Origin of the sequence: Bradyrhizobium neotropicale (assembly GCF_001641695.1) — a bacterium.
Taxonomy (GTDB): domain Bacteria; phylum Pseudomonadota; class Alphaproteobacteria; order Rhizobiales; family Xanthobacteraceae; genus Bradyrhizobium; species Bradyrhizobium neotropicale.
Genome location: NZ_LSEF01000032.1, coordinates 59,373 through 76,825, shown reverse-complemented (window position 1 = coordinate 76,825; position 17,453 = coordinate 59,373). Strand labels below are relative to the sequence as shown.

15 protein-coding genes and 1 pseudogene are annotated in these 17,453 nt (G+C 62.4%); 6 read left to right on the top strand and 10 right to left on the bottom strand.

Annotation, left to right across the window (positions count from 1 at the left end):
* Window positions 1-8 precede the first annotated feature (8 nt).
* From tcuA to AXW67_RS45005, 3 genes and pseudogenes are all read right to left on the bottom strand, one after another.
* On the bottom strand, window positions 9-1,529 hold the full coding sequence (gene tcuA / locus AXW67_RS08025; RefSeq protein WP_063677429.1) for an FAD-dependent tricarballylate dehydrogenase TcuA: 1,521 nt from the start codon (window positions 1,527-1,529) through the stop codon (window positions 9-11).
* A 207-nt stretch (window positions 1,530-1,736) separates the two neighbouring features.
* Window positions 1,737-2,195 (bottom strand): GntR family transcriptional regulator, encoded by a 459-nt coding sequence (locus tag AXW67_RS08020; RefSeq protein ID WP_245315472.1) that lies wholly within the window; start codon window positions 2,193-2,195, stop codon window positions 1,737-1,739.
* Window positions 2,196-2,219: 24 nt separating this feature from the next.
* Window positions 2,220-2,429, bottom strand: a pseudogene (locus tag AXW67_RS45005) (GntR family transcriptional regulator); the annotation flags it as partial.
* Between the two features lie 260 nt (window positions 2,430-2,689).
* Here AXW67_RS45005 and AXW67_RS08015 point away from each other — a divergent pair.
* The 6 genes from AXW67_RS08015 (at window position 2,690) to AXW67_RS07990 (ending at window position 11,509) form a co-directional block, all read left to right on the top strand.
* A complete protein-coding gene (locus AXW67_RS08015) occupies window positions 2,690-3,868 on the top strand; it encodes a 2-methylaconitate cis-trans isomerase PrpF family protein (RefSeq protein WP_063677427.1) in 1,179 nt (392 codons plus the stop codon).
* Window positions 3,869-3,889: 21 nt separating this feature from the next.
* Window positions 3,890-4,810, top strand: coding sequence for a methylisocitrate lyase (gene prpB / locus AXW67_RS08010; RefSeq protein ID WP_063677426.1), 921 nt, complete (start codon window positions 3,890-3,892; stop codon window positions 4,808-4,810).
* A gap of 1,031 nt (window positions 4,811-5,841) precedes the next feature.
* Complete coding sequence (locus AXW67_RS08005; protein WP_063677425.1) at window positions 5,842-7,011, top strand: saccharopine dehydrogenase family protein; 1,170 nt, start codon at window positions 5,842-5,844, stop codon at window positions 7,009-7,011.
* A gap of 393 nt (window positions 7,012-7,404) precedes the next feature.
* Window positions 7,405-8,157, top strand: coding sequence for a cupin domain-containing protein (locus AXW67_RS08000; protein WP_145927481.1), 753 nt, complete (start codon window positions 7,405-7,407; stop codon window positions 8,155-8,157).
* 125 nt (window positions 8,158-8,282) lie between these two features.
* Window positions 8,283-9,638, top strand: coding sequence for an acetamidase/formamidase family protein (locus tag AXW67_RS07995; RefSeq protein ID WP_145927480.1), 1,356 nt, complete (start codon window positions 8,283-8,285; stop codon window positions 9,636-9,638).
* 89 nt (window positions 9,639-9,727) lie between these two features.
* On the top strand, window positions 9,728-11,509 hold the full coding sequence (locus AXW67_RS07990) for a Rieske (2Fe-2S) protein (protein WP_245315470.1): 1,782 nt from the start codon (window positions 9,728-9,730) through the stop codon (window positions 11,507-11,509).
* A gap of 101 nt (window positions 11,510-11,610) precedes the next feature.
* Here the strand turns inward: AXW67_RS07990 and AXW67_RS07985 are convergent, their stop codons facing one another.
* The 7 genes from AXW67_RS07985 to AXW67_RS07955 all read right to left on the bottom strand — a co-directional run bounded on the left by AXW67_RS07985 (window position 11,611) and on the right by AXW67_RS07955 (window position 17,442).
* Entirely contained in the window at window positions 11,611-12,894 is a 1,284-nt protein-coding gene (locus tag AXW67_RS07985; protein ID WP_161491239.1) for a S41 family peptidase, read from the bottom strand.
* A gap of 229 nt (window positions 12,895-13,123) precedes the next feature.
* Window positions 13,124-13,990: a hypothetical protein gene (locus tag AXW67_RS07980; protein WP_245315468.1), complete on the bottom strand. Its 867-nt coding sequence runs from the start codon at window positions 13,988-13,990 to the stop codon at window positions 13,124-13,126.
* 71 nt (window positions 13,991-14,061) lie between these two features.
* Window positions 14,062-14,529, bottom strand: coding sequence for a metallophosphoesterase family protein (locus AXW67_RS07975; RefSeq protein WP_063677420.1), 468 nt, complete (start codon window positions 14,527-14,529; stop codon window positions 14,062-14,064).
* Between the two features lie 776 nt (window positions 14,530-15,305).
* Window positions 15,306-15,524, bottom strand: a complete 219-nt coding sequence (locus tag AXW67_RS07970; RefSeq protein WP_245315466.1) for a hypothetical protein — start codon at window positions 15,522-15,524, stop codon at window positions 15,306-15,308.
* 26 nt (window positions 15,525-15,550) lie between these two features.
* Window positions 15,551-16,666 (bottom strand): WD40 repeat domain-containing protein, encoded by a 1,116-nt coding sequence (locus tag AXW67_RS07965; protein ID WP_063677418.1) that lies wholly within the window; start codon window positions 16,664-16,666, stop codon window positions 15,551-15,553.
* 24 nt (window positions 16,667-16,690) lie between these two features.
* Entirely contained in the window at window positions 16,691-16,999 is a 309-nt protein-coding gene (locus AXW67_RS07960; protein WP_063677417.1) for a hypothetical protein, read from the bottom strand.
* Window positions 16,996-17,442, bottom strand: coding sequence for a hypothetical protein (locus AXW67_RS07955; RefSeq protein WP_063677416.1), 447 nt, complete (start codon window positions 17,440-17,442; stop codon window positions 16,996-16,998). The genes AXW67_RS07960 and AXW67_RS07955 overlap by 4 nt, the downstream gene beginning before the upstream one ends.
* Window positions 17,443-17,453: the final 11 nt, after the last annotated feature.

The window sequence follows — 17,453 nt, the reverse complement described above, 5'->3', positions numbered from 1 at the left end:
GCTGACGCTCATCGCGACGCCACCGCTTTGGCCGGCGCCACGCTCTGCTGGCTCGCAGCGTTTCGTCCGGCGATCCTGCCGAACGTCGCACCCGAGACGAGGCCGGTGCCCGCGGGATAGTTGTCGTAGAACAGGCCGCCGACCAGTTCGCCGCAGCAATACAATCCCTTGATCGGGCGCCAGTCGGTACCGATCACCTCGGCATTTTCGTTGATCTTCAGGCCGCCGAACGTGAAGGTGATTCCGCCGGTCGCGCTGTAGGCGTAATAAGGCGGCTTGTCGAGACGGAGCGCCCAGTTGGTCTTTTCGAGATCGAGGCCGTTGGTCGAGAGGCCGTCCTTTTTCGTGGGATCGAAGCCTTCGTCCGACGCGCGAGCGTGATGGTTGTAGTGCTGGACGGTCTTGAGCGCCTGCACCTTGTCGTCGATATCGAGTTGCGCGATCAGATCTTCGAGCGAATTGGCCTTGATCGGATCGCTGGTCGAATAGCGCGGCTCGAGCAGGTGGATGACCTTGCTGTCGAACAGCTGATACGCCTTGGCACCCGGCTCGGCCAGGATCGCGCGACCGAATTTGGCGTAGGTGAAGAGCGCACCGTCTTCGCCCTCATCGACGAAGCGCTTGCCCTTGCGGTTGATCATCACTGAATAGACGTAGGACAGACGGTTGCTGCGGTCGGTCATCTCACGCGGCGCGAAATCGCCCCAGTCCGCGCTGATCGGGGTGGCGTGGCAGCCGCTCCATTGTCCCCACGGCATCGCGCCGATGGCGAGCGCCATCCGCAGCCCATCGCCCTGATTGTGAGGGGTGCCGCGAACCTTCGCGGCGCCGACCAGCGGGCCGATGTGCTGGGTGCGCATCTGGACATTGGCTTCAAAGCCGCCGCAGCCGAGGACGACGGCCTTTGCACCGAGCGATCGAACGCCCTCCTCGTCCTTGGTCTTGACGCCGACGACGCGGCCATTGTCGTCGACAAGCAGCTCCGAGACGGCATTGCCGTATCGCACCTCGATGCCCATGCGCTCGCAGGTCGAGAACCAGCTGCGCGAAAGGCCGACGCCCTCATGCGCCGCGCGCACCACGAGCCCGCGCGCCCAGACCATGACATTGTCTTTCTTGACGGCGGACAGGCTGATCGCCGGCTCCATCTTGATGGCTCCGGTGTCCTTCATCCAGCGAACGGTCGCCTGCGAGTTCGACACGAGAAGACGGGACAGGATCGGATCCGTGCGCCCGTTGGTGACGCGCATGAGGTCGCCGTGAAAGTCTTCCTGCGTGTAGGGCGAAATGCCGTCGTAGAAATTCTCGAATTCGTCCTCGATACCCGGCAGCAGGGCTCCGATCTCGCGCGGCTCGTCATAGGCAAAGCGCAGGACACCACCACTCCAGTGGGTGTTCCCGCCTCGCATTTCGCGGGGAGCCTTTTCGAGAACGACGACACGATCCGCGCCGTTTTCCTTCGCCGAGACCGCCGCAGCCAAAGCAGCGTTTCCAGCGCCAACGACGATCACATCGAACTCTTCGTGCATTTCCGTTCCTTCCCGCCTGGCCTGCGCCTTCTGCGCTTCTGTATTCTTTTGGATACCGATGTATACATCAGAATGCAAGATAATTCGGACGCAGCCGTTTTCAGGAGAAACCTCCATGAAAACAGTCAGATGCAGAAATTAGTGGGTTGGGGGCAGCAATCGGCGTCGCGCCGTGAGCTGCGGCTGAGGTGCAGCTCGCACGTCGACTTAGGCGCCGCCTTGCTCGTGGCGGGCCTCTAGTTCGCGCTCCTTCGCCAGGATGACCCGACGGGTCTCGAGCGCGCTGAGAACGTGCGCCCGCGCCAGGCGATCGGCCTTCTCGCCTTCTCTTTGCGAAATGGCTTGCACGATCGCCGCGTGCTCCGCCTGAGCGACAGCAAACCGGCCCTTCGCGGCCAATGTTGTAGGACCTAGAAGCGCGATCGCATCTTGCAGCGCTGACAGGCTCTTTTCGAGATAGCGGTTGTGAGCGGCGACCTGAATCGCGTCATGCAGCTCCCTGTTGTGCCGATAGAGCTTAACCGGATCGCGATCGAGCTTTTCACCCTCGGCGACAAGCCGGGCCAGTGCGGCAAGATCTTTCGGACTTGCATGCTTTGCCGCCATCGCGGCCGCGGTGCCTTCGAGAACCGCGCGCATCTCGTAGAGCTCGTCGACCGCATCCATGTCGAGAACCGAAACGACGAGCCCCGTTCGCGGCCGAAGGTCGAGCAGGCCCTCGAGCTCGAGCCGTGTCAAAGCCTGACGCGTCGGCGTTCGGCTGATGCCGAGGTGTTCCGCCAATTCGACTTCGCGCATGCGCCGGCCTGGAGCAAAGCGCCCTTCGACGATCTCACGCCGCAACGCCGCGTAAGCGTAATCGGCGGCAGATGCGAACTTCGTACGATCCGGCAACACCATCTCGTCGTTCATAAAGTCATCCCGATCTCATTCGGCAGGAGCCACCTCGTACGAGCGTGACGCGCCAAGCTGTCCATCATTGATTTGCGTCTGATCCTTCCGACCGCACGAAGCACGTAATCGACGCAAGATATTCGGCGTCGCGCCGCCTGTCTGGAACGAGGCCATTGCGTCCACCGATTAGAATAGGGTAGCAGGCCGCCCCAAGAATGTATACACTGGTATCCAACGTTTACAACGGTATGCAATAGAGACGCGTAATGGCACAGAACAAGCTCAAAGCCACTTTCATGCGCGGCGGCACGTCGAAAGCGGTCGTGTTCAACAGACAAGACTTGCCGGAAGATCCCGCGCAATGGGATCCGATCTTCCTGTCCGTGATGGGCTCGCCCGATCCCAATGGCCGTCAACTGGATGGAATGGGTGGTGGCCTGTCATCTCTCTCGAAAGTCTGCGTCGTCGGCTCGCCTACGAGGCCGGACGCCGACATCGACTATACGTTCGCGCAGGTCTCGGTGAAGAGTGCCGAAGTCGACTACAGCGCAAATTGCGGCAACATGTCTTCCGCGATGGGACCGTTCGCGGTCAGCGAAGGGCTGGTGAAGGCGCCCGCCAACGGCGAGGCCGTCGTGCGCATCCACAATACCAATACCGGCAAGATCATCGTGTCTCGCTTCCCCATGAGCGATGGGGAGGTAGAAACCGAGGGCGACATGAGCATCGATGGCGTTGGCGGACAGGGCGCGCCCGTCCGGCTTGAATTCATCGATCCCGGCGGCACCAGAACCGGACGCGTGCTGCCGACGGGACGCGCCTGCGATCATTTCGATATCCCCGGCCTTGGCTCGGTTGAGGCGTCTCTCGTCGATGCCGCCAACCCTTGCGTCTTTATCGCGGCCGCCTCGGTCGGCAAGGACGGCAGCGAGATGCCCGAAGCGCTCGAGGGCGATCCAATTTTCCTCGCGCGGATGGAGGCGATTCGCTGCGCGGCCTCGGTGGCGATGGGCCTTGCGCCTGACGTTGCGGAAGCCGCCAAAATCCCGAGCGTTCCCAAGGTCGCGATGATCGTGCCGCCGCGTCAGATGACGACGCTGTCGGGTCGCCAGCTCGAGCCCTCGGAGATGTCGCTCGGCATCCGGATGATCTCGATCGGTCAGCCCCATCGCGCAGTCCCGATCACCGGCGCGACTTGCCTCGCCATCGCGGTGCGCATCGATGGCACGCTTGCGAACCGGATGGCACGCCCTGGCGATGGCCCGATCACCATCGCCCACCCCTCCGGCACGACCGTGGTCGATGCCGCCGTCGAACAATCCGATGATTCCGCCAAAGCGCGCGCCATTCATGGCGCGGTCTATCGCACAGCGCGGCAGCTGTTCGAGGGGAACGTCTTCTACCGTCCTGTCAAATCCACTGCGCAAGCACGGCGCAGCGCTTAAACGTCCCCGGAGCTATTCACGATGACTTATCTCGTTGCCGCCGACCTTCCCCGCGAATCCGCCGGCCGGCGCTTTCGCGCGCTGTTGAAGCGGCCCGGCATTTTGCAGTTGCCGGGCGCTCACAACGGCATGGCGGCGCTGCAAGCCAAAGCGGCCGGCTTCGAAGCGCTATATCTGTCGGGCGCGGCGATGACCGCGTCGATGGGCCTCCCCGATCTCGGCATCATCACTGTGGATGAGGTCTCTTTCTTTGTTCGCCAAATCACCCGCGCGTCGGGACTTCCGCTGCTCGTCGACGCCGACACTGGCTATGGCGAGGCCTTGAACGTGATGCACGCGACCCGCGTGTTTGAAGATTCCGGCGCGGGCGCGCTTCACCTCGAGGACCAGATCCTGCCCAAGAAGTGCGGCCATCTCAACGACAAGAAGATTGCTGACGCGCATGACATGGCGGCAAAGGTCTCGGCCGCGGCGAAAGCGCGGCGCGATCTCGTGATCATTGCCAGGACTGACGCCGCCGCGAGCGAAGGCCTCGACGGCGCAGTCGCCCGCGCAAAGCTCTACAAGGCCGCGGGTGCCGACGCGATCTTCCCGGAAGCTCTCAACACGGCCGAGATGTTCCGCGCTTTTGCCGAACGCATGCCGGGCGTCCCCCTACTCGCCAATATGACAGAGTTCGGCAAGACGCCGTTCTTCACGGCCTCAGAGTTCGAGGCGATGGGCTATTCGATGGTGATCTGGCCGGTCTCTTCCTTGCGAATGGCCAACAAAGCACAGGCCGAGCTTTACGCGGCGATTGCGCGTGACGGCGGCACGCACAAGGTCGTCGAGCGGATGCAGACGCGGGCGGAGCTCTACGAAACAATCGGCCTGCACGATTATGAAGCGTTGGATTCATCGATCGTTCAAACCATCGTTCCGGCTGGCATGCCGCAACGGTAAGTCAACGCTGCGACTTCGCTTTGGTCCGAAGCGCAACGGGCGTGTGCAATCGCAGAAAACCGTAGTTTGGCCTGTAAAATGGTGGGATTGGTTGCGGAGGAGCCACTCGAACCCCCGACGTCATTTTTGTCCTCACGTCAGATAGCAGCGATATCGACGGTAAGTCGAAGAGAGATCTCGGCTCGTGACGAGCATCATTAGCCTTGCGTCGCCCGCACTTCCCTTGACCTAAAGGCCTGCATCACTCCAAAAAGGCGACCGCTCACGCTTGCCAACAGTAGATTTTTCTTGATCTCCCGGTGCACACATCGTGCACACGCCGTCTTCTAACCGTTTGAAAAATTTTAACTCTCGCTCCAATCCATCATGGGCCAGTTTGAGCGTGCTTGAGCCCACCAGCGGCAATTCGAGCAAGCTCCAAGAAACGACCGAGCGGTCCTGCGCTCATAACGGTCTGGTTGCAGGTTCGAGTCCTGCCGGGCCCACCAATGAGATCAGGGGCTGGAGGCCCCTACCGCCGGAAGCCAAAGGGGCTTGCCACAGTTATCGCCACAGGACGTGCTGTGTCTGCTCCAGCGACATGCCTGGACAAGCCTAGTTGGACGGTTCTTGCTTTTCGATCTCGCGGGCTCCCACGACGCTGAGCAACGCCATAACCATGGCCGTGGCGCGCCATTTCGAAATGCGCTATCGCCGCCTACTCGATAATCTTCATTGCAGCTGATCTCCCCAAGTTCTTGTCGGGCAGTTGCTTCAGCCAACTGCATTTGGGACCAACCAAGCAGCCCTCTCGCCGCTCTGATTTGCTCGACAGAAATCATCAGAAAACTGCTTGACACTTTTTGGATCATTACCGAACCAAGTACTTCGCCCGTGGGATCCAAGGCGGGAACTGTGATATCCTCCGTCAAACGGTTCGATGAACCGGCGGGCTCTCAAATGGCACTTGCGGCTCGTGCTAAGCGTCCTCGTGTCCTGCGATTGCACACGGATCTGAATAGCGCTCCCGAGTCTCGAGGAGGACCAACGTCGTGAAGCGGGACTTCGACCTCATCGTCTATGGCGCGACGGGTTACACCGGCCGTCTCATCGCCGAATATCTGGCGACCTCCTATCGCGACGACGATGCTCCGTCCTGCGCGATCGCGGGACGCTCGACCGACAAGCTCCAGAAGGTGCGTGCCGACATCGGCGCACCAGAGGATTTGCCTTTGATTAAGGCGGATGCCGCCGAGCCGGCCAGCCTGCGTTCGATGTGCGAGCGCACCGCCGTGATCATCACGACGGTCGGACCTTACCAGCTTCACGGTGCCGAGCTTGTGGCAGCCTGCGCGGCCACGGGCACGGCGTATGTCGATCTGTGTGGCGAACCGGCCTGGATGCGGCGCATGATCGACGCCTATCACGAAGAGGCGAAACGGACCGGCGCGCGCATTGTTTTCTCCTGCGGCTTCGATTCCATCCCGTTCGATCTCGGCGTGCTCACGTTGCAGGAGGAGGCGCGTGGGAAATTCGGACGCCCGGCGCGACGGGTCAAAGCCCGCCTGCGCAAGGTGAAAGGCGGCATGTCTGGCGGCACCGCGGCGAGCGCTCAAGCGACGTTGGCCGCGGCCACGCGCGACCCTGCCCTGATCCGGCTGCTGACCGATCCCTTCGCGTTGACGCCAGGATTCACCGGGCCCTCTCAGCCGTCCGGCCTCATCCCCGAATACGACCCGAGGATGAATGTGTGGCTCGTGCCGTTCCCGATGGCGCCGATCAACACCAAGAACGTGCACCGCACGAATTTCCTGTTGGGTCATCCCTACGGCACCGACTTCGTCTACGATGAGATGATGGTCGCACCCCGATTTGGGGAAATCGCAAGCGTGACGACGGAGACGTTCGCCACGATGGTTTCCTTGTTCCGGACCGGCGGTCTCAAACCCGGCGCCGGCCCTACTCGGGAAGAGCGCGAGAAGGGCTTCTACGACATCCTCTTTCTGGGCGAGCTGCCGGACGGCAGACACGTCGAGGCGGTCGTCACAGGCGACCGCGATCCGGGCTACGGCTCGACCAGCAAGATGATCGCCGAGAGCGCTCTCTGCCTCGTGCGCGACGTGGAGGGCGAAGGCGGCATCTGGACGCCGGGCGCGCTGATGGGTCCGGCGTTGCGCAAGCGTCTGAAGGAGCGCGCCGGCCTCACCTTCAGCGCACGTTGAGGGAACGCTCAGAACTGCAGCGGCGTGCTGGAATATGTGGATCGTAACCAACGAAAGTGCGGCTTGGCGAGCGCGAGCCTCAAATCCGGTTCAATGGGGCCCTAACGTGACGAACCCGACCCATGTCCCTGCGTCGGCTCTCAGGGGCTGACCGGAAACGGTCGGGGCGCGACTAAATCGACGCGAATGGAGCTGCCGAGTTCATCGCCTACGGTTTGTCGTCTGGTATCGAGGGCTAAGCTGATAGCCGAGCCCGCGACTTCGGCCGAAGGGCGACGCGATCCCGAATATGCGCATTGATCCGGCCAACAGCAGCTCAAGGCCGCCGGCCATTCCAAGAGGCGCCGGAAGAGCGTATGCTGGTTCGATGATCCCTTGAACTGGGAGGCCGTCATGCTGTCCTTGACGAGAGCACTCCTGCTGCTCGGCGCAATGGCACTGCCCGCTCCCGGAGCAGCACAAACGACGCCCGCCCCATCGGCAATCACCCGGACCGTTATCGCTGCGACCACACTGCCGATTGTGGTGGACGCGCCGCTCCATTTCAAAGCCGTCATTGTCATCCTGCAGCCAGGCGAGAAGGGCAGCATGTCAGAGGCCGACGGCATCCTTTACCAGATGTCGGGATCGACCGAGGTGTTGCTCGATGGCGAGACCAAAATGCTCAACACCGGAGAGGGGCGATTTATCGCCAACGGAAAGACAGCAGCACTCACAGCGGGCACCGGGGCGCCGTCGACTTTCCTCCACTTCTTTCTTGTCTCCGCGGCCGACTTGGGTCGACCTGCCGAGACGCCACCTACCGCCGTAAAAGAACTGTATCGTACGGTGCAGCCCATTCCCGACTTGAAGCCGGGCAGCTATGAGCTCAATCTCACCCGCGTAACATTTCCGGCACAGATGCCGTCCAACCCACCACACCATCGGTCGGGCGCGGCTCTTTATTTCATCATTTCAGGCACCGGGGCGAACACGGTCGACGGTAAGACTGAAACCAGGGGACCGGGTTCCTTGATCTATGAGCCGCACACCCTCGTCCACCAATGGGGAAACCCGGGCAACGAGCCGTTGGTCTTCTTGGCCTTCAACATCAATCCGGAAGGTGTGGCAGCCGTGCTTCCGGTGGCGCCGGCGGAGAAGCAATAAGCCGACGGCGCGGCCCGCGGCATCAGGAGGACCATTCGATTCCAGAATTTCCGAGAAGCGTTCGACTGTGCTCGGAGGGTCGGTCAGGGAGACGAAGACGATAACTTCGTAATGGCGAGCACGAATTGATCGATGTCGCGAGGGGCTCTATTGCGAGGATCATCATGTCAGAACTCGAGCACGCGCACCAACACGCTCACGATCACCATCACGCCTGCGCCAACCTCTTCGGCTGCGGCGAGGAGAAGGGAACGGGTATCATCCGCGAGGATATTAAGGACGCTGCCTTTGACGATCGCGCCTCCGATCGCCTCCTCCATATGGACCACGTCGATCAGGGCACTTTTGATGGCTATTTGTCGACCCGTGGCCGCTGGCGGCGGAAGTTCCTGCAAGCGAGTAGCTTCATGGGTGTGCTCGCTGCTGTCGAGCCGTGGTTCACGAGCCTTGCGCAGGAGTCCGGCGCCGGGCCTATGCGCCTTTCCCAGCCCGACGGTCGCGTACACGTGGTTCCCTCGACCAGAGAAACGGTTCGGCTCGGGGTATTCGACGCCACCCTGCCACCCATTCTCACCATCGAGTCGGGCGACATCATCAGCTTCCCCGATACTTGGTCGCACTTCCTGAATGAAATGCAGCCGGGAGTGCCGGTCGATACCCTGGCGCAGCTGCGCGTGAGCAATCCGGGCCGGGGGCCACATTCGATCATCGGACCGATCGCTGTGGCTGGCGCCCAACCGGGCGACGTGCTGGAAGTCCGGTACCAGTCGATCCGACCCTACGAATGGGGCGCGGTGTTCAACAACCCGGGGGCGCTCGGCACGGGCCTGCTTCCGCAGGACTACGCGCAGGGGCAGATCAAGTATGTCGATCTCGACCTCGGCGCCATGACGGGCAAGTTTATGCCCAACATCAGCATCCCATTGAAGCCGTTCCAGGGCACCTTGGGCGTTGCGCCGCCCGACGGCTATTTCCCGCCCTTGAGCCCCGGCGTGACCAGCTCGGTGCCTCCGGGCCCGCACGCCGGCAATCTCGATCTCAGCGAGCTGTCCGAAGGCTCGACGCTCTACATCCCGGTGTGGAAGCCGGGCGCCCTCATCTATACGGGCGACAGCCACGCGGTGCAGGGGGACGGCGAGATTTCCCTCACCGCGCTGGAGACGCGGCTGAAAGAGCTGCGCATCCAGATCATCCTGCACAAGCAGAAGAACCTGGCCTGGCCGGTGGCGGAAACAGATACACACTGGATCGTCATGGGACTCGACAAGGACCTGAACGCGGCGATGACGCTTGCGGCGCGCAATGCAATCAAGTTTCTGGCGACGCGGGCGAAGATCAGCGAGCTCGACGCCTACGCCCTGTGCAGCATCGCCACGAGCTTCCGCGTGACGCAGGTGGTGGACATCGTGCGCGGCGTTCACGCCCTGATCCCGAAGGCCATCTTCGCTTCCGATCTCAGGCGCGAGATGACCGTGGTGTGAGCTCGCCTGCGCTCTCGCCTTTGCGCGAGAGACTGCCTATGTGATGGAGTACCTGCAGCGCCCCCAAAACGACAATGGGAGGTAAGCTCGTGGACGCGCCCAGCAAGGAATTTGCGCTGGCGGGCAGCCTTGAGGAGCTGAAGCTCAAGGGACGGCTCGTTGTGCGTGGTGACCATCGTCCGATCCTGGTCATCTACGACCGCGGGCGCGTCTTCGCGCTCGACAATCGGTGCCCGCACATGGGCTTCCCGCTCGAGCGCGGCAGCGTCGAAGACGGCATCTTGACCTGTCACTGGCACCACGCTCGCTTCGAGCTCGAAAGCGGCTGCACCTTCGACTTGTGGGCGGACGACGTGCCGATCTGCCCGGTCGAGGTGCGCAATGGTGGCGTCTGGGTGAAGACCACATTCACGCAAGCCGATCTCGCCGCGCACTGGCATCAGCGGCTTGCGAACGGCCTCGCCCATGACCTTGGCCTCGTCATTGCCAAGGCCGTGCATGGTCAGGTTGCGGCCGGCGTGCCGCGGGCCGAGATCGTCCGGCAGGCAGCGCTGTTCGGGGCGCAAAATCGCGACGGCTGGGGCGTCGGTCTTACCATCCTGACGGCACTCGCCAATCTCCTGCCTGTGCTGCCGGAGGAGGAGGCCTATCTCGCCCTCTTTCATGGCGCACGCCGCGTGGCGGCGGACTGCGACGGCGAGGCGCCGCGGCGGGAACGTGCACCGCTTGGAAGCCGGCCGGATGCGGCCGCGCTCAAACGCTGGCTACGGTGTTGGACACACGTGCGCCATAGGGAGGCGGCCGAACGCACCCTGATCACGGCGATTGCGACCGGCTTCTCGCCGGCTGAACTCGCCGATGCCCTGTTCGCCGCCGCGACCGAGCGGGCGTTCGCCGACACCGGGCACTCGCTCGACTTCATCAACAAGGCGTTCGAGTGCCTCGACCTGGTCGGCTGGCAACACGCGGCGGCTCTGCTACCAACTGTCGTCGGTCAGCTGGTAGCGGCCCGTGGCGCCGAGGAATCGACGGCCTGGCGCCAGCCCGTTGACCTTGTCGCGTTGTGCGAGGGATCAACCAGCGAACTTGCGGACCTGTTCGCTGCCGGACCCGGCGTGCGGGACTGGTCGGGCCACGCTGCCCTTGCTCAGGAGCTGCTCGGTGACGATCCGGCTGGGATCGTTGACGCGCTCAAGGCGGCGATCCGCGCCGGTGCCGCGCCTGCGGATCTTGGCCAATCCCTTGCGTACGCGGCAGCGCTCCGGGTGGCGCGCTTCGGCAATGCCAACGAGCACGCCGACTGGGAGACGGCGCATCACGTCTTCACCCACGCCAACGCCGTGCACCAGATGCTGAGGCGCATCGGGACGGCCGACATCGACACTCAAGGCACAGCCGTCCGGGGCGTGTTGCATGGAGCGATGGCGCTCTACCTTGCTCGCTATCTCAATGTGCCGCCGGCGCGTATCCCGGGCAACGGCGGCGAACGGCTCGATGATCTGCCTGCGGATCCAGAGACGATCAGCGCCGCATTGCTCGACGCCTTCGACCGACAGAGACAGGTCGATCTCGCCGCGCGCCTGGTGGCACGGCATCTCACGCTCGGCCATTCGCCGCGCGCGCTGATCACCACGCTCGTACACGCGGTGCTGCGCGAAGATGCCGGCTTCCATGCGTATCAGATGCTGGAGGCGGGAGCCCGGCAGTTCGGCGCCTGGGGCGACACGGCCGAGGGCCGGCACATCCTCATCGCGGTTGGCCGCTATTTGGCGGCCCATTTCCCGACGGAACGCGCGGCGCTGCAGACAGCCGACGTCGCCCGCCGCTTGATGCGTGGGGCCGAGCTGCATCAAGAGGCTGGATCGTCCTGACGTCACGCGCTCAGGGTGCGCTAAGGGTGCCGGCGACCGAGCAGCACTTCCGATCACCACTTTCGCGTTGCCTCCGCTCTGGAATGAACATGACGCCGGGATCAGGCCCCGGACAAAACCGCGACAGCACGGCTCATTTGGGGGTCGTCTGCCCCGGCGGAGGCCGCGCCTGCCGGGACCTCGATCGTCGGCGTCACGCCCACGCCCTCCAGGCGCTCGCCATCGACCAGGACATCTTCGACTGCGAGCAGCAGCAAACCGCTTCCGATGAGAAATGCGGTGGCGGCAAGGACCGCGCCCTCTGTCCGGGTACCGATGAGCTCGCCCAACCTGTACTTTTTGAAGCCATAGGCAAGCACCTCCTTGCCGCTGCGCGTACCGCCGTTGATGAGCATCGCAACGGGCTTGCGCCATTTCACATTCACGAATTCGCTCCTGCCGCTTTTGTCGGTGACCTGCATTGTGGGCGCCCGGGCGTTAAACAGGTCGAGGTATTCGGGTCGCGCGCCGCCCCAGCCATCCCGCAAATCCCAGATCAGCGCATCCGCGTCTTTGAGCGCCCCTTGCGACAGCAGGGCTTCAAGAGCGCGTTGGTAGATGGAGCCGGCGTAGCACCAAACATGCACATAGCCGATGCGTCGTCCGTTGGACTCAATAATCCGCGCGCTCGACTCCAACCCACGCAGGAACATTTTGGTGGGCTCGAGGTCGACCGGCACCACCGGGATTTGCAGCACCGAGGCGCCCCGATGGACCTCCAAGACAACGGCTTTGCCAACCTTCCCTTGGAAGGACCCGACCGGCTCAAATGCGGTCCCGTCAGCCGCAATGATTTCGTCACCGGCACGGAGGCCGGCCTCCTGTGCCGGCGTTCCATCGATGACGCCAGTGATCGCGTTGCGACCAGTCCCTTCGTAGCCTGAAATGATACCGATGCCGGGGTACGAAATGCGGCCGTCTGGAAACGCAGGGTGCAGCCCCCGGCGTCGCAGTGCGCCGGCAAAGATGTCTGCAAGTTGATAATATTCCGGCTCATCCGGCGTATAAAAACGCGTGTGCGAAGCGTGCAGCTCAGACAGCATGGCATTGATGACGCGCGCCAGAGAGTCTAGGGAAGCTGCCCGCTGAACGTCTGGAAGATATCTCTCCCGAACCTCCGGCCAGTCCAGTCCGTTGTGGCGCGGATCGTAAAAGCGATCGCGCACGGTCTGCCAAACGCTCTCGAAGGTCGCGACGCCATCAGCGGAAGCGTAGGAGTCGTTGGCCTCTCCCTTGAGAGGCGCCGCGGCACTCGGGGCCTTCGCAGCCACGGCACACGCCGTCACCATGGCTGCCAGTCGCAACACTTGGCGACGCGAAGGCGATGGATCGATAGCCTCTTTCATCGTCTGATCTCGCGGTGAAGCGCCTGCCGGGCGCATTCGCCGGCGGTACGATGCCGGCGCGTTGCCGAATGCTCGCGCTCCGCTGACGAAAGGAGGCGGTCATTGAGATCAGATCACGATAGCGATCCTGCCACCACGAGGCTACTCCCGCAGAACTTTCGCCTGGGGCTCACGCCCTGTTGAGGATGAAATCGCGGTCAGGACGGGCGTCATGGCGGCGGTTGCGGAATCAATCGTCCGCGATGGCCGCCAAATCCGTCCTCGCATCGAGAAATCGCCCAACCAGCACTGCCCCCCGAACGGTCCGGCTCGAGCTTAAGAGGGAGACGAGCCCCAGCACCATCAGCAGCACGCCGAGCCAGGTTGCCGTCCACCCTCTCCCGCCGTCGCCCGCCTCGGCGATGAGAACGGCGACCGGGGTCGTGGGAGGCACGGAGGCGGTAACCGCGTCGCTGGCCGCCGGAGCGGCCGCCAGAAGCGTCTCCACGTCGACTTGGCGTGGCGTCGGATGGTCGGGCGTGAGCCGATCGCTCGCGGGCTTGGCGACGATGGGTGCCGGCGGCACGAGCGCCGCGGCCGCCATGGCGGAGACGGGAGCGGCATCCGCCACCTGGAGCTCGGGCGCGGGCGGCGTCGGGTGGGGCGCTTCCGCCGGCGCGGAGCGCAGTAGCTCCGCACGTGCATCCAGGATCGCCTTCCGCTTGCGCAGCGCGGTCGCGTTCTCCTCGCGAGTGGCTCCATGATGCTTCGCGGCGTGACGATGAACCGGCTTCTTCACCGTCGCGATCCCCTCGGCGGCGTGGAACCAGCATTTGCGGTTGCCGTCGAAACGATAGACCCAGTGCTGGCCATCGGCCGTCGACTTGCCGGGTTGCGAGAGGCACCCCTCTGCGGCAGGAGCGGGCGCAGTGGCTTGTTCGGGAGACGCATTGAACAAGTCGGCGAAGGGATTCGAAGACGCAGGCGATGTAGAGAGAGCTGCCAAAAGGAGACAAGCGGTGAAGCAAAATCGCAAATGACCGGACATGGAAACCCCGGTGTTGCGCCCCGCCCCGGCACGACCTTTGGCCGCGACCTGGGTCGCAATGCGGCTCAAATCCGGCATCGCGGTGGATTCATTCTGGCCCGGAACTGGGATCCGGGTGCCGACGGCGCGCCTGACTGCACTTATCCACTATCGATCAAATGATGAAGCAGACCCTTGGGACCGCTTGCGGTCAAATCCAACGTCGCCAGCGTGATAGGCAGGTTGAAACGGCGTGGCCCAGCACTTCCAGGATTGAGATAGAGCACCCCACTCGTTGTCTCAATCAGCGGCCGATGCGAATGGCCAGAAATAACCACGTTGATCCCACAGGCCGCCGGGTCGAGTTGCAGGTCGTGGATGTCATGAACGATATAGATCGAGTGGTCGCCAAGCCTGACCGTCTCTGTATCAGGATAATTTTCCGCCCACGGCCCGTTATCGACGTTCCCCCTTATTGCGATAACAGGCGCAATCCGGCGGAGTCTGTCGATGACTTCAGGGCGGCCGATGTCACCGGCATGGATGATATGGGCCACCCCGGCCAGCCGTTGCTCGGCTTCGGGACGCAGGATCCCGTGTGTATCCGAGATGACTCCGATTCTAAGCACGGCGCGTGGTCCCGATCGTTAGAACGGCCGTTTGAGGATTTACGAACAACCTCTGTTTGGTGAATACGCGGTAATCAATCTCAGTCGTGTCGCACCTTCCCGATCCTGCATTAATAAGCCGCTTCGCGCCAACAGCTGCCGCTCTGCTTGTACGCAATTAGCAGAGGCCCTTCCTAGCGAAGAGCGCTGCTCGTGGCGAGCACGAATGCCCGGCCCTTGCGAGTTCATTCTCAAGATCGTCCCATCTTCAGGGGATTACATCGCTCCAATGAGAGGCCGCCCATGCTTGCCGTCTTTGGATTTTTCTTGATCTCCCGGTGCACACGTGGCGCACACGCCGACCTCTAACCAGTTGAAAAACTTAAATTCTCGCTCCAATCCACTAGACGCCACGGAAACGCGATAGCCTTGATATTCCAACAACTTAATCCTGCGTCGCGATCGAAAAAACCATGTCCCTCTTGAACCGGCTCGCTCGTATCATTCGCCCGAATACGCCTGCCATTCAACTACAATAAAGATGAGGGCGAGCCAGGAAGCTCAATGCCGAGCACGAATGCGCTAACGAGATGGATCTGGGTCTAGCGTCGGCACGGATGGTCCAACACTCAACAGAGTGTGAACGACCGGATCAAACTGGACAAACCTTCAGATCGAGCTGACCGGAAGCCCCAAACAGGGCATTGAAGCGCAGAACGCCCGCAGGAAGGTTCATCGTCCCTAAAAAGTCTCTTTAACACATCGTCCCCCTTAATAGCCCACTATAACTTTCACCTTCAGCAGAAGCCCTGCGTTGCTGCGCTTCGCTCGAAGGGCTTGTTTTCAGCGATGAACCTCGCGGCCAGCACCAAAGCGCCCATCGAAAATTCCTTTCCATGCGCAGCGATCATGCGCTCCGAGAGTTCCGCCAACTCCTGAAAGAATTGATCCTTGCTTTCGGCTTCGTTGAGCGATCGAGTGGCTGTCATAACTTTGTCTCCTGATGATGCTGGCAACGCTCTCTGGCGTGGCACCGGGTCAACTATTTGAAAATGTACGGAGGAAACGTCACGATCGCCGCTTCCCCGTCGCTTGTTCCGAATGCAAGATGCTGGCCATCGCCAGACCAACGCAGGGTCTGGACGGCGCCTCTACCAGGCGACCTGACGACCAATTCGTCGGATTGTCCGATCCTCGCGACCGCGACCATGCCGTCGGCATAACCTGCCGCAACCAGGCGACGCTCTGGGTGAATATCCACCGTCTCGACGAGGACGAACCGGGCGCGACCCGTAGCGAGGTTCGTTGGCTGATCGCTTTCGCTATCAAGGCTTGAAACGTCCCATGCGATCATCCGATAGGCCCCACTCGTAACAAGGACGCGGGAGTCCGCGCTCCACGAAAGAGAGGCAACGGTTGCGGGATAGGTCGGAATCCGGACGGTTCGCGCATCGGCAAGACGCACCAGAACAATGCCTGTCTTGCCGGCTGACACGGCCAACCAGCTGCCATCGGGGCTCCACGACAAGGCCGAGACTGAGCCCAATTCAAATGAGGCGGAGGGCTCGGGTCGTGGCCCGAAGCTCCGGACGAGCAGACGACCGTCGGCTGCAATCGCAAAGCGCCGGCCGTCCGGCGATACAGCCAGTGCCGACGCACGCCCTCCGACCCGCTCTTGCAGCCAGGCGACTTCGCCATTGGAATCGTAAAATATGATTGATCCGCCCGAAGCTGTCAGGATGCCTCCCGCCGGTACCGGGGCAATGAGATCGATAGGCGCCTCGTGGCTCGACACCACACGCGTGACGCCGGACGCCGACACACGAAGCAGTCGGCCGTGATCCGTGGCAACAAAGTCCGAGGTCCCGAGTGCAGTAAGATGGGGCGGGCCATCGCTGATGATCACTTTCGTCAATGGCGGCACCGGCTTCCGTCGCGGTGAAATCGTCGTCCGGCCCCCATCGAGCGCCACGCGACAGCGATCTTGCGCCGGCTCGACGTCAGTCAACGGAGCTATCGCCAGCGCGCCATCGGCGAGCGCGAACGCTACACCCTGTCCCGCAGGATCGAAGACCGTATTCGTAACGGCCGTACCCACCGTCCAATGCCGCCCAAGCAATTCATAGAGCGTCGCGCTCTCTGCTTCCATCGTATCCATCGGTCGCCTCACGTTCGGGTAGTCTCATCTACCGGCGGCAATCCGCCTGTCTAGTTCTTCAAGGCGTTGCTCCAGCGCGGCGCATTGAGCGTTACATTCTGCCATTTCGGCATTTGCCATCCGAAAGCGCTCACGCGCATCGGCGAGCGCCTTGGCCAGTTCATGCGAGGCACCGATGGTCGCGATCTCTTGCTCGATGCCCTGAATCTCAAATTCGGCGCCGCCGCTAAGGTGACAGTTGAGCAGGTTGCGCGATTGAACGGCCGATATCTCCTGAACGACCTGCAGCCGCCGGGTCAGCAATTCGACAACGATCAGGGGACCGGCACTCATGCACCGTTCTCGATCTGGAGCAGGATCCGCTGCAAGCCGCCCACACCCGATACAAAGTGTCGCTGCGCATCATTGATGTGACATTGCAGCGAGTCCCATAGATCGACCCTCAACAACCGCGATGGATCGCCGGCCAGGGTCTCGAGCGCCCGCAGACCGAACTGATGCCGCAAACCGATGCCTTGCAAGACGAAGTCCGTCAGTTCGCGTGCATGCGTTTCGATGAATGGACGCAATAGCGGATGCACGCCATAGCTGATGCCGCGCTTCGCAAGTTCGGTCTCGATGAACACTACAAAATGCCTAACCAGCAGATTTTGGCTTTCGCCAACCAGGTGCACCATGAACGTTACGTCGCGGTCCGCACGCGAAAGGATCTGTGACGCGAGCACCGCGGCAGCAGGCTCCTCGCCCTCCTTCCGCCCGTCCCAGAGCGTCGCCATGCCAGATCCCG

Excerpts from the sequence above, each read along its gene's own strand:
- AXW67_RS08020 (WP_245315472.1), bottom strand. The coding sequence starts at position 2,195 with ATGGATGCGGTCGACGAGCTCTACGAGATGCGCGCGGTTCTCGAAGGC.
- AXW67_RS07985 (WP_161491239.1), bottom strand. The coding sequence starts at position 12,894 with ATGAAAGAGGCTATCGATCCATCGCCTTCGCGTCGCCAAGTGTTGCGA.
- AXW67_RS07965 (WP_063677418.1), bottom strand. The coding sequence starts at position 16,666 with ATGGATACGATGGAAGCAGAGAGCGCGACGCTCTATGAATTGCTTGGG.
- AXW67_RS08000 (WP_145927481.1), top strand. The coding sequence starts at position 7,405 with ATGCTGTCCTTGACGAGAGCACTCCTGCTGCTCGGCGCAATGGCACTG.
- AXW67_RS07955 (WP_063677416.1), bottom strand. The coding sequence starts at position 17,442 with ATGGCGACGCTCTGGGACGGGCGGAAGGAGGGCGAGGAGCCTGCTGCC.
- tcuA (WP_063677429.1), bottom strand. The coding sequence starts at position 1,529 with ATGCACGAAGAGTTCGATGTGATCGTCGTTGGCGCTGGAAACGCTGCT.
- AXW67_RS07960 (WP_063677417.1), bottom strand. The coding sequence starts at position 16,999 with ATGAGTGCCGGTCCCCTGATCGTTGTCGAATTGCTGACCCGGCGGCTG.
- prpB (WP_063677426.1), top strand. The coding sequence starts at position 3,890 with ATGACTTATCTCGTTGCCGCCGACCTTCCCCGCGAATCCGCCGGCCGG.
- AXW67_RS08015 (WP_063677427.1), top strand. The coding sequence starts at position 2,690 with ATGGCACAGAACAAGCTCAAAGCCACTTTCATGCGCGGCGGCACGTCG.